At 74.5% G+C, this 11,883-nt stretch carries 7 protein-coding genes; 4 read left to right on the forward strand and 3 right to left on the reverse strand.

Features of this window, described 5'->3' with window-relative positions; translation table 11 throughout:
* The first annotated feature begins 9 nt into the window (after positions 1 to 9).
* Positions 10 to 2,835 (forward strand): protein kinase domain-containing protein, encoded by a 2,826-nt coding sequence (locus WMF42_RS04505; RefSeq protein ID WP_437690403.1) that lies wholly within the window; start codon positions 10 to 12, stop codon positions 2,833 to 2,835.
* A complete protein-coding gene (locus tag WMF42_RS04510) occupies positions 2,832 to 7,016 on the forward strand; it encodes a DnaJ domain-containing protein (RefSeq protein ID WP_437690405.1) in 4,185 nt (1,394 codons plus the stop codon). Before WMF42_RS04505 ends, WMF42_RS04510 begins: the two co-directional genes overlap by 4 nt.
* 29 nt (positions 7,017 to 7,045) lie before the next feature.
* Here WMF42_RS04510 and WMF42_RS04515 read toward each other — a convergent pair whose 3' ends face one another.
* Positions 7,046 to 8,929, reverse strand: a complete 1,884-nt coding sequence (locus WMF42_RS04515) for a S41 family peptidase (RefSeq protein ID WP_437690407.1) — start codon at positions 8,927 to 8,929, stop codon at positions 7,046 to 7,048.
* A complete protein-coding gene (locus WMF42_RS04520) occupies positions 8,926 to 9,081 on the reverse strand; it encodes a hypothetical protein (protein ID WP_437690409.1) in 156 nt (51 codons plus the stop codon). The genes WMF42_RS04515 and WMF42_RS04520 overlap by 4 nt, the downstream gene beginning before the upstream one ends.
* 204 nt (positions 9,082 to 9,285) lie before the next feature.
* On the opposite strand from WMF42_RS04520, the gene WMF42_RS04525 reads away from it, so the two are divergent.
* Positions 9,286 to 10,125 (forward strand): sigma-70 family RNA polymerase sigma factor, encoded by an 840-nt coding sequence (locus WMF42_RS04525; RefSeq protein WP_061613340.1) that lies wholly within the window; start codon positions 9,286 to 9,288, stop codon positions 10,123 to 10,125.
* An 87-nt stretch (positions 10,126 to 10,212) separates the two neighbouring features.
* Here the strand turns inward: WMF42_RS04525 and WMF42_RS04530 are convergent, their stop codons facing one another.
* The gene (locus WMF42_RS04530; protein ID WP_061613339.1) at positions 10,213 to 11,046 is read right to left on the reverse strand and encodes an MBL fold metallo-hydrolase; all 834 of its coding nucleotides are present in this window, start codon (positions 11,044 to 11,046) and stop codon (positions 10,213 to 10,215) included.
* 289 nt (positions 11,047 to 11,335) lie between these two features.
* On the opposite strand from WMF42_RS04530, the gene WMF42_RS04535 reads away from it, so the two are divergent.
* Positions 11,336 to 11,881 carry a YdcF family protein gene (locus WMF42_RS04535; RefSeq protein WP_437690412.1) on the forward strand — a complete coding sequence of 182 codons (546 nt, stop codon included), beginning with the start codon at positions 11,336 to 11,338 and terminating at the stop codon, positions 11,879 to 11,881.
* Positions 11,882 to 11,883 lie beyond the last annotated feature (2 nt).

The following is an 11,883-nucleotide window of genomic DNA, read 5'->3' on the forward strand; positions in this document are numbered from 1 at the left end:
GGTGGCCAAATGACCTCACGCGGCGTCATCCCCGAGTCCGTTTTCCCTCCGCCATCGGAGGTCACGGACGCGCCGGACGAGAAGCTGCGGGCGCGCGCCCGCGTCGGGATGACCGTCAAGAACAAGTGGCGGATCGACGCCCTCCTCGGCGTGGGCGGCATGGCCTCGGTGTACGCCGCCACGCACCGGAACGGCTCGCGCGCCGCGCTGAAGATCCTCCACGCCGAGTTCGCGCGCGACGTCGGCATCCGCGAGCGGTTCCTGCGCGAGGGCTACGTCGCCAACAAAATCGATCACCCCGGCCGGGTCGCGATCCTCGACGACGACATCACCGAGCAGGATGAGCCGTTCCTCGTCATGGAGCTGCTCGACGGGGAGACCGTGCAGCAGCTCTGGAAGCGCAAGAGCCGGAAGCTCCCCGTCGCGGAGGCGCTCTGGATCGTGGGGGAGGTGCTCGACACGCTCGAGAGCTTCCACGCCGAGGGCATCGTCCACCGCGACCTGAAGCCCGCGAACATCTTCATCACGAAGGACAACGCGGTGAAGCTGCTCGACTTCGGCGTGGCCAGGCTGCGCGGCGCGCCCGGCGACAAGACCAAGGCCGGCACGGCGCTCGGGACCCCCTCGTTCATGGCGCCCGAGCAGGCGATGGGGCTGACCGAGGGGGTCGACGGCCGGGCGGACCTCTTCTCGATCGGGGCGACCCTGTACGCGGTGCTCAGCGGCCAGCGGCTCCACCAGGGGCGCTCGGACAACGAGGCGTTCATCCTCGCCGCGACCACGCCGGCGCCCTCGCTCGCGCGGATCGCGCCCGAGTTGCCCGCCCCGGTCATCGGCCTCGTCGACAAGGCGCTCGCCTGGGATCGGCGCAACCGCTACGAGTCGGCCGCGCAGATGCGGCAGGAGGTGCTGCGCCTCCTCGAGGAGCTCGGCGCGTCCGCCCCTCGCCGCAGCGCGCCGCACAGCACGCTGCGCCCCCCACCGGACGACTCGCCCACCGCTGTCGGGCAGCTGCCGCCCGAGGAGCCCGCGCCCCAGGAGGAGCTGGGCGACGCGGAGCCGGACGACCCCGCGGTCGCGCGGCTCACCGAGGTGTTCCGCCGCGTGGAGCGGCTGCTGCCGGCGGTGCGCCACTACGGCTGGAGCCATCCGGACGCGGACAACAAGCTCCGCGCGGCCTTCCAGGCGATCGTGGAGGCGCTGCGCGCCGACGCGAACCTCGTCTACTGGGCGCTCTCGCCGTACGCCTTCGAGCACCGCCGGCGCACGGTCTGGGAGCCGTCGCACCCGCTCGATCTCGTCCCGTACAACCTCTTCGCGGCCGGCGTGCGGCGCGTGCAGCTCCTGCCCGGCATCACGGAGGACGAGCTGCGCGCGCTCTGCGAGGTGCTGCTGCTCGATCCGCTGCGCGACCTCGCCCCCGAGGACGACGTCGCGGCCGCGCTGTGGGAGCGCCGCCTCGAGCACGTGCGCTACGACGTGGTGAGCGTCTTCGTCGAGGGCGACGCGGCCGACCGCGAGCAGTTCTGGCACGAGGCCGACGACCTCGAGGGCATGGCCCGGCGCGCCGCCGAGGAGAAGGCGAACCGCGCCGAGGCGGCCGCGATGGTGATCGACACCGACGCGGCCGCGCTCAAGGCCGCGCGCCGCGCCGCGAGCGCGCTCGCGCTCGACCCTGTCGCGCAGCGCGCGCTCGGCACGCAGCTCGTGCTCAGCCCGGATCGCTGGAGCGAGCGCTTCGTCGAGGTGGTGGCGGACGCCTTCCTGAACGCGAAGCGCTACCAGGACGTCGAGCTCGTGGCGGAGCCGATGGCCGCCTCGGCGCGCGATCTCATCCTCGCGCGCCGCTTCGACACGCTCTTCGCGATGCACGACGCGGTCGAGAAGGCGCTGGACGCGCTCGCGCCCAGGCAGCAGGGCGGCGCGCTCGCGGCCGAGTTCACCCGCGGCATGTTCCCGCCCGACACGATGCGGCTGCTGCTCCGCGAGGCGACGCGCGTCCTCATGACGGGCACGCCGGGCGCCGCTGCGCCGCCCGCCCCTGTGGATCTGGATCTCGTCGCGCAGCGCCTCGCGCCGGTGCTCCAGCGGCTCGGCCCCGAGCACCTGCCGGTCGCGATGGAGGCCGTCGGGCAGGTCGGCCACGAGGCCCTGCGCCGCGCGCTGCTCGGCCACCTGGAGCGGACGCTGCCCGGGCACGAGGAGGGGGTCGTCGACGCGCTCATGACGCTGGATCTCGACGTCTCCCGCCCGATCCTCAAGATGTTCGCCGCGTCGCGGACGCCGGGCGCCCTGGGCGCGCTGAAGCGGCTCTCCGGGTGCGCGAACGCGGCGCTCCGCTGCGAGGCGATCGCGCACCTCGCGGCGAGCCCCGAGCAGATCAGGGACGAGCTGCTCTCGCTCGCCGAGTCGGCGCCGCCCGACGTGCGCGTCGCGGCGCTCCGCACGCTGGCGCACCACCAGGTCCGCGCGGCCGGCCCGCTGCTCGTCCGCCGCGTGCAGGACAGCTCGTTCCACCAGCTCACGCTCGACGAGCGGCGCGAGTTCCTCGGCGCGCTCTACACGCTGAACCCGGCGCGCGGCGAGTCGGTCGCCGTCGAGCTGCTCCAGCGGCACGGCCTGCTCGCGGACGACGCGGCGGAGCAGACGCGCTGCCTGTCGGCGGAGCTGCTCGGCCGCGAGGCGCGCTCGCAGGAGGCGCTCGACGCCGCGCTCGCGGCCGCGAAGCGGCGGCCCTGGAACAGCCAGCCGCTGCGCGACGCCGCGAGCGCCGCCGCCGAGGCGATCGCCGGGCGCCTCGGCAAGCGGATCTCGACGACCGGGGAGCTCCCGTGACCGCGCCCCAGGTCGACGTCATCAGCCAGAACATGTCGGAGAACATCCGGCGCGAGCAGGCGCGCGACCTCGCCGCCAGCGTGGTGCAGGCGCTCTTCCGGCTGGTGAAGCTCTCGACGCTGCACTCGATCGACAACCAGGCCATGGTGCGGCAGGTCGAGGAGACGGTCTCGCTGATCCAGGACTTCGGCCAGCGCTCCGGCCACAACGTCTCCGTCCTGTTCACCCGCGGATCGGTCTTCGTCTCCGGGCAGCTCCTCAAGGCGAACCGCGCCGTCTACGAGGGCGCGCTCGAGCTCGGAGACATCCTGGGCCGCTGCGGCTACTCCGAGATCGGCATCGCCAGGGACGTCCGCGCGAGCGACCTCTACGCGCTCGCCTCCGCGCTCGCCGAGGCCCTCCGGAGCAGCAAGCCGGCGCTCGTGGACCGCCCGGCGCCGCGCGTCCGCCTGCGCGCGGTGGACGAGGCCGTGCTCCGCCGCGAGGTCGCGATCGATCGCGAGGGCGACGAGGCCGCGGCCATCGTGCGGACCTACGCGACGGCGATCGTGATCATCCGCCGCTTCTACGACGACCTGCGGCACGGCCGCTACACGCTGCGGCAGGGCGTCAAGCGCATCACGCAGCGCCTCGTCGACCTCTCCGGGAACGAGACCCCCGCCTTCCTCGGCGTCACCGCGCTGCGCAACCAGAACCACGACGACGCGGGCCGCGCGGTGAACACCGCGATCCTGAGCCTCGCGATGGCCCGGCAGATCACGAGCGACGTCGTGCTCCTGCAGCGGCTCTCCATGGCGGCGCTGCTCTTCGACACCGCGCGGCCCCGGCTCACCGGCGTCGCGAAGAGCGGCGCGGGCGGGCTCGTCCCGCAGCTCAGCGAGCAGCAGGAGGCGGACGTCCCCGCGGGCACGGCCGTCGTGCTGACCGCGCTCGGCCTCGTGAACGAGCCCAGCGTGATGCGCACGGTGATGGCCTACGAGGCGCACTGGGTGCGGCGGCAGCCCGCGCTCGGCCAGGTCTACCGCGGGCTCCGCCAGCCGACCTTGCAGGCGCGCATCCTCGCGACAGCGCGCGCCTTCAACGATCTGTTGACGGCCGCGCCGGGCGAGGCGCCGCTCTCCGCCGACGAGGCGATCGCCACGCTCGAGCAGGAGGCGGCCGATCCCGCGGACCGCACCGTGCTGCGGCTGCTGGTCGGGGCGCTCGGGATCTTTCCGACCGGCACCCTCGTGGAGCTCTCGACCGGGGAGGTCGCGCTGGTCGTCCAGACGCCGTCGCACCCGGCCCGCTACTCGCAGCCGCGCGTCCGGCTCGTCCTCGACGCCTCGGGCGGCCCCATCGCCGCGCGCGCGCTCGAGGTCGATCTCGCCGAGCGGCCCCGCCAGGGCGAGCCGACGCGGCACATCCGTCGGATCGTCGCGACCAGCGACGACCCGGCCGTCGCCTCGATGCGCGCCTACGCGGCGGTCCAGGAGGCGCCGCAGGCGTCGCACCGCGCGCCGGCGAGCGCGGCGGAGCCGTCGGCGATCCGCACCATCCCGGTGCCGCCGCCGGCGTCGCCCTTCAACAGCCTGCGCATGCCGCCGCTGCAGCCGATCACGCGGCCCTCGTCGCCCACGCTGCCGATGACCAGCGCGCCGGCGGGGCGGAGGACGCAGCCGCGGCCCGGCGACGCCGGCCGCGGGCCCGCGTCGTCGCCCGACGCCTCGCAGGCGGCGCTGCCCGACGACGGCGGCGCGGAGGCCAGGATGCTCGCGGATCTGCCGCCGGCGCCGTCCGGCAAGCGCTCGCCGACCTTGCGGCCGGGGCGCACCACGGCGCGCTGGCCCGATCCACCGCAGCAGCAGGAGCCCGCCGCGGCGGAGGACCCGTACGCGCTTCCGGGCGCTCAGCGAGAGGAGTCGTGGTCCGTGCAGACAGACAGCGAGCCTGACGAGATCCCGGAGGAGAGCGCGCGGCCGTCCACGCCGCGCACGCGCGGCTGGGGAGAGCCGCCGCCGCGGCGCGATCGCAGCCCGGAGTCCGAGCTGCCGCCGTCGGCCATGGCCGGCCCGATCGCCGTGCTGTCGCTGCCGGCCGATCCGCCGACCGCGGAGGGCACCCTCGCGCGCACGCCGCTCGTGCACCTGCTCGTGTACATGCTCGACCGGCGCCTCACCGGCACGACGTGCTTCGTCGACCCCGACGGCGTCCGCCACGGCATCTTCTTCAGCGACGGCGTGCCGGCGAAGATCTGGACCGGGACGATCATCGCCCCGCTCGACCGGGTGATCGTCGAGCTCGGCCTCCTCGGCGAGGCGACGCTCCGGGAGACGCTCCGCGAGATCACGAAGCGGCGGGTGCTGCACGGCCGGCTGCTCGTCTCCCGCGGCCTGCTCGACCGGGAGACGGTCTTCGGCGTGCTCCGCCAGCAGCTCGTGCGCAAGCTGGTCGCGCTCTACGACCTCTCGCCCGGGACGCGGTACGCCTACTACGACGGCCAGAACCTGCTGTCGTCCTACGGCGGCCCGGAGCTCATCGGGTGCGAGCCGCTCGCGGTGATCATGGCGGGGGTCCGGCTCCACGCCGACGATCCGCTGATCGACGCGACGCTCGATCGCATCCACAGCCGGCCGCTCGGCCTCCACGTCGAGGCCGAGATGAAGCGGTTCCAGCTCCACCGCGACGAGGCGGCCGTGGTCGACCTCCTGCGCACGCGGCGCATGACGATCGCCGAGCTGGTCGGGGCCGGCGTCGCGCAGGAGCGCGTCGTGCGGCTGACGATCTACGCGCTCGCGATCACGCGGCACCTCGATCTCGGCGCCCCCGGCCGGCGCCCCGTGGGGCTCGGCCGCGGCCGCGCGACCGGCGCTCCCCCGGCCGACGCGGGGCAGGCCCCGCAGCGCGAGCCGCCCGGCGCGGCCGCGCGCTCGCCGCGACCTACCTCGGGCTCGACGGTCCCCGGGCCGCGCCCGGCGCGCGGCGAGGCCGAGGGCCGCGCGTCGCCGAGGCAGCCCGACGACGCCGCGGCGCCGTCGAGCAGGCGGTCGGGATCGCCGTTCGCCGAGCCGGTCGCTCCGCGCCGAACGACCACCGCGCCGCCCCCGTCCGCGGCGCCGGAGGCGCGCGGCGCGGTGGTCTCCGGGCCGGCGGCGTCGTTCGAGCCGCGCGCGTCCGGCGGCGCGCCCCGCGGCGCTGACCCGAGGGCGCCGAAGCCGCCGGCCGCCCCCGGCGCCCGCGCGCAGCCGCAGCAGGCGCCCACCGTGAAGATGCCCGTCGTCGGCGCGGAGGGCAGGGCGGCGCGCGGGGGAGGGCGCGCCGAGGCGGCGGGTCATCCGCCGCCGGCGCGCGCCCCGGAGGCGGCGAGGCCGCAGGCGGCCGCCGTGCCCGCGCCGGATCTCCCGCCGCCGCCGCACGCCGGGCTGAGCCCCGAGCTCGCGGCGCGGCGCGCCACCGTCGAGGCGCGCGCCGCCACGATCGACGGCGAGAGCTTCTTCGAGATGCTCGGCGTCGCGGAGGACGCCCCTCCGGAGCGCGTGCAGGGCGCCTACTTCACGCTCGCCAAGCAGTGGCACCCCGACCGGACGCCGCCGGAGCTCCAGGACGTCAAGCCGCTGGTCGCGCGCGTGTTCGCCCGCATCAGCGAGGCGTACCAGACGTTGAGCGATCCGAGGCGGCGCGCCGAGTACCTCCAGGGGTCGAAGGAGTCCGCGCCGCCCCCCGAGGACGAGGAGAAGATCGCCCGCGTCGTCGACGCCGCGCTCGAGTTCCAGAAGGCCGAGATCCTTCTCAAGAAGAACGATCTCCTGGGCGCCGAGATCCGCGCGCGGCGCGCCCTGAACGAGGACCCGGAGCAGCCCGAGTACATGACGCTGCTCGCGTGGATCCAGGCGCAGCGGCGCGGCGAGCCGCCCGCGCTGGCGGAGGGCGCCACGAGCGCGTACTACGACGATCTGATCCAGACGCTCGACGCCGTTTTGCAGAAGGAGTCCCGCTACGAGCGGGCGCTCTTCTACCGCGGCATGCTCCTCAAGCGCTCCGGGCGCATCGACAAGGCGATCCGCGATTTCCGCCTGGCGGCCGAGATCAACCCCAAGAACCTCGACGCCATCCGCGAGGTCCGCGTGCAGGAGATGCGCAGCCGGACGAGCAACGATCCGACCCCCGCGGGCGGCATCCTCGGCAAGCTCTTCAAGCGCTGAGCGCGCAGCGCGCTCACGTCGGCCGTGCGTCAGCGCGCCGCTGCCCGGACCGCGCCGAGCGACCGCAGCGCGCGGCAGACCGTCTCCTCGCGGCAGGGCCCCACGCGCCCCGCGTGCGCCGGCCAGGGCACGTCGCGCACGCGGTGGAGATCGCGCACGTCGGGGCCGCGCCACGGGCCGAGCGCCCGGTCGACGCGCGCCTCGCGCTCGTTCGTGGCCGGCAGCGAGAGCTGCACCTGCGGCACGATGCCGACCTTCTGCACCGGCGCGCCGTCGGGCAGCGCGTAGAGCAGCGTGGTGAGCCGCAGCACGCCGACGTGCGCGTCGTCGTCGAGGTACTCCTGGGCGCACCCCTTGCCGTAGGTGCGATCGCCGATGACCACGCCGCGCCTGTAGCTGGCGATCGCGCCGGCGATCATCTCCGCCGCGCTCGCGGAGTCGCCGTCGACGAGCACCGCGAGCGGCCCGCTCCACCCGCGCTCCGGCGGGACGTCGGGCGAGCGCTCCACCTCGACGCCGCCGTCGCGGCGCCGCATCGGGAACAGCGGCACGCCCGGCAGGAACAGCCCGAGCGCGGCGATCGCCCCGTCGGTCGAGCCGCCGCCGTTCGCGCGCACGTCCAGCATCACGCCCCGCGCGTCGCCCTGCGCCCGCGCGCGGGTGAGCGCCGCCGCGACCCGGTCTCCGAGGTCGTCCGGCACGTCCGGGATGGTGATCACCGCGACCTTGCCGTCGCCGTACCGCACCACATCGAGCGGCAGCTCCGAGGGCGCCGGCTCTGCCGGCTGCGGCCCGGTCGCGTGCGGCGCCACGATCAGATCGAGTGGCGCCGCGGCCCCGCGCCGGAGCACCGCCACGCGCGCTGTCGTCCCGGGGCGCACGTCGGCGAGTACGGCGAGCTGCTCGGCCTGCTCGACGCTCATGCCGGAGATGGGCAGGTCCTGGATCCGGAGCACCACGTCGCCGTCCGCCAGCGGCGCGAGCGCGCCCCGGTCGATGCGCACGCCGAGCGCGGTGCGCGTCATCTCCTGCCACAGGCGGGCCGGCGGGTGCGCCTCGAGGTCGAGATCGTAGATGGAGACCTCCTCCTCGAGCGGCGCCCAGGCCCCGTGCGCGTCGAGCTGCGGCACGTACGCGCGCACCGCCGCCGCGATCACCGCGCGCGCCCAGCCTTCGTCGCTCATCGACGGCGCCGTGCGCTCCCGCACGGCGTCGGCGTAGCGGGCGAGCGGCTCTCCGAACCGCGCGCGCAGCCCGCCCACCTCGCGGCCGAGCTCGCGCGCGAGGTCCCGTGCGCTCCGCGTCACCTCGCCATCCTCGAACGGCGCCGAGGACATCAGCTCCCACGCCGCGGCGAGGGTCGCGGGCGGGCTGGCCATGCCGCGCTGGTAGCCCTCGCCGAAGATCCCATCGAGCTCGCGCGACCACCGGGCGAGCTCCTGGCCCACGCGCAGCGCCACGGGGCACGCCCCGCTCCCCACCGGCGCATGCAGCTCGGCCAGGAGCGCGTCGGCCTCCCGCCGCAGCGACGCGCCCACGGGCGCGTCCGGGGCGACCGACCACAGCCCGTGCGGATCCAGCCAGTCGGAGGTCGCTTCCGCAAACTTTGCGGGATCGACGCGGAGCGGCGGGGCGGCCAGCGTGGTGCGGGCCTGGGCGATGATGGCGCGCGCCTGATCGCAGCCGAGCGACGTCGGCGCCCCGGTCGGCACGGCGATGCCGCGGTCGAGGGCGTTCGGGTCGCAGCCGGCGCCGTCGATCTCCTCGTCCGCCGGCGACACGGCGTCGCGCAGGGACCGCGCGATCCCGCGCTGCGCCTTTGCGAGGGGCGGTTCGGCCTCGCGGGAGAGCAAGGCGAGCGTCGCCAGGCTTGCGGCGATGCACGCGACGGAGCTCACGACGCGTGTCCTCACTGCTCTCCGAATACCACGGCGCGGGGCGCAGGGGCAGGGGCGAGCGCGGCGCGCGGCGCGCCTGCCGTCGTCGCCGTCGTCGCCGTCGTCGCCGTCGTCGTCGTCTGCTTCCGCCGCTCGCGCGCCGTGGATCTGGGTTCAGCGCCGCGCATGGGTGCTCCTCCGCTTTCCCGCAAAGCTTTCGCGTCCCTCCGGGGATCCGAACACGTTGCGCATTCCAGCGCAAAAAAAGGCGATTTCCTAAGGTTTATCCCGGCATCCCCCCTGCATCTGCCCCGGTGCCGCCCACCGGCTTGCAGAGGTCTCCCAACCAAGTCCTCCTTGATCGGGCGCGCGCGGCGGAGAGCAAAGAGACCATGAGCACCACCTGGGATCGCGCGGCATTCTCGGCTTATCGTACAGAGCTCGCGAGCTACGCCACCCTGAGCCCGGAGGCGGAGCGGGAGCTCGCGCTCAGCTGGCGCGCTGGTGATCGGGACGCGGGCCGGCGCCTCATCGAGGCGTGCTTGCCCTTCGTCATGACGATCGCGCTCGAGTACCGGCGGTGGGGGCTCCCGATGGAGGACATCGTCCAGGAGGGGAACATCGGCCTCCTGAAGGCCGCGGAGCGCTTCGATCCGGACCGCGGCTGCCGCCTGGCCACCTACGCGGCGTACTGGATCCGGGCGGAGATCCGCGAGCACGTGGCGCGGGGGTACCGGATCGTGCGCCTCGGCTCGTCGAAGAGCGAGCGACGCGCGCTGCGCATCTACCGCAAGACGCACGAGAAGGACCCGGCGGTGCTGGCCGAGCTGAGCGGCCTGACGGAGGAGCGGGCGACCGAGCTGCTCCCGCTGCTCATGGCGCGCGACGTCAGCCTGGAGCGCTCGCCGACCGAGGACGGCGTCGCCCCGGTGGATCGGCTCGCGTCGAGCTCGCACACGCCGGAGGAGGAGGCCTGCGACGCCGACGAGCGCGAGCAGCTCTCGCGCGCGCTGCTCCAGGTCGTGAACGAGCTGTCGCCGCGCGAGCGCCGCATCATGAACCTGCGCTGGCTGACCGACAGCCCCGTGACGCTCGAGCAGCTCGGCGCCGACTTCGGCGTCAGCAAGGAGCGCGTGCGGCAGATCGAGGAGCGCGCGAAGAAGCGGATGCGCGCCCGCATCGAGGAGATCACCCGGGAACCGAGCCGGGAGCCGATGGCGAAGAGCGCGTGACACGGCGGCGGCGGCCGCGCCCCCTGCGACCCCCGCGGGGGCCGTCCGCCGCGCGACGCTCGTCGGAGCTCGCCTGGATCTCGACGACTAGAGCTCGATGACCGTGCCCTCGCGGGCGGCGATGGTGTTCGGGAAGAGCTCGCGGGCGCGCATTTCCTTCTCGCGCACCATCGCGTCGGTCTGGTTCGGGTCGTGGTGGTGCAGGACGAGCTGCTTGGCGCCGCACGCCTTCGCGAGCTCGCAGCCCGCGACGAACGTCGCGTGACCCCAGCCCGTCTTCGGGCCGCCGCCCACCTCGCCCGCGTACTCCTCGGGCGTGTACATCGCGTCGAAGATCAGCACGTCGGCGCCCATGGCGAGCTTCTTCAGCTTCGGGTCCACGATCGCGTAGTGCTCGGAGTCGGTGATGTACACGACGACCTTGCCCTCGTGCTCGACGCGGTACGCGTACACGCCGTTCGGGTGGTTGCCGCGCGCGTTGGTCACGCGCACGTCGTCGTTCGGGCCGATCGTGACCACCTCGCCCTCGTAGAGATCGCGGAAGGTCATCGCGGCGCCCATCTCCGTGAGGTGCACCGGGAAGCTCGGGTAGTCCATCTGCCCGGCGAGCGTCTCCTCGAGCGTCCGGGAGACGTTCAGGCCGCCGTAGAGATGTATCTTGTTGCCGCGCACGAACGCCGGCGTGAAGAAGGGGAAGCCCTGGATGTGATCCCAGTGCACGTGACTGAAGAACATCCAGGCTTCGAAGGGCATCTCCTTGACCAGATCCTGGCCGAGGAGACGGAGCCCCGTCCCGCCATCGAGGATGACCAGCGTCTCACCGGCACGAATCTCGTAGCAGCTCGTGTTGCCGCCGACTTCGACCGTGCCTGCACCGGGCGTGGGGATGCTTCCGCGAACCCCCCACATCTTGATCCGCATCCTGCCTCGCTCGCTGAACCCCGCCCGTTTCAAGGTAGAGCTATTAGATTCCGAGCGCGGGCAGCGTCAAGCCGCCTGGTGCACCGGGAGCAAGGAAGGTCGCAGACGTGGAGACCTGGCCGGGGGAGCAGGGGCACGGCGCCAATGTAGTTGCAGGGTAGTCGCCGACCCCGCGGCGGCCCGCGGAAGCGCCTGAACAGGCGGCGGCGCGGCCCGGCGCGCGGGCGGCGGCGCGGCCCGGCGCGCGGGCGGCACCGAACGCCGCGGCCGATGGGCTATGGTCGGGCCCATGCCGCTCCACGCGGACGCCATCGTCGTCCTCGGCTGCAGGATGCTCCCGTCCGGGCGCCCGGCGGCCCCCGGCGCGCGCCGCGCGGCGACCGCGGCGCAGGCCTACCGCGAGGGGGTCGCGCCGCGGGTGATCGCCAGCGGCGGGCGCCGCTGGGGCGCGCAGATCGAGGCGCGCGTGCTCTCCGCCGAGCTGCGGCGCGCCGGCGTCCCCGCGGACGCGATCGTCCAGGACCTCTGGTCGCTGACGACGCACGAGAACGCGATCTTCAGCGCGGCCCTCCTGCGCCGCATGGGCGCGCGGCGGGCGGCGATCGTCACCTGCCCCTGGCACATGGCGAGGGCTCTCCAGAACTTCCGCGACGTCGGGATCGACGCCTGCGCGCTGCCGTCGCCGCACGTGCGCGCGCCGATGGTTGCGCGCGCGTGGCAACGCGGTCACGAGGTGGTCTCCATGTGGCTCGACGCGCGCGCGATGCGCCGCCGGCGGATCCTCAGCGAGAGCGCCGACTGGCTGCTCGACGCCGACCGGCAGGGTGAAACGTGATC

It is taken from the genome of Sorangium sp. So ce176 (assembly GCF_051519835.1).
GTDB lineage: Bacteria > Myxococcota_A > Polyangia > Polyangiales > Polyangiaceae > Sorangium > Sorangium cellulosum_G.

What these genes read in the sequence shown, in the direction of transcription:
- WMF42_RS04505 (WP_437690403.1), top strand. Translation starts at nt 10, where the DNA reads ATGACCTCACGCGGCGTCATCCCCGAGTCCGTTTTCCCTCCGCCATCG.
- WMF42_RS04520 (WP_437690409.1), bottom strand. Translation starts at nt 9,081, where the DNA reads ATGCGCGGCGCTGAACCCAGATCCACGGCGCGCGAGCGGCGGAAGCAG.
- WMF42_RS04525 (WP_061613340.1), top strand. Translation starts at nt 9,286, where the DNA reads ATGAGCACCACCTGGGATCGCGCGGCATTCTCGGCTTATCGTACAGAG.
- WMF42_RS04530 (WP_061613339.1), bottom strand. Translation starts at nt 11,046, where the DNA reads ATGCGGATCAAGATGTGGGGGGTTCGCGGAAGCATCCCCACGCCCGGT.
- WMF42_RS04535 (WP_437690412.1), top strand. Translation starts at nt 11,336, where the DNA reads ATGCCGCTCCACGCGGACGCCATCGTCGTCCTCGGCTGCAGGATGCTC.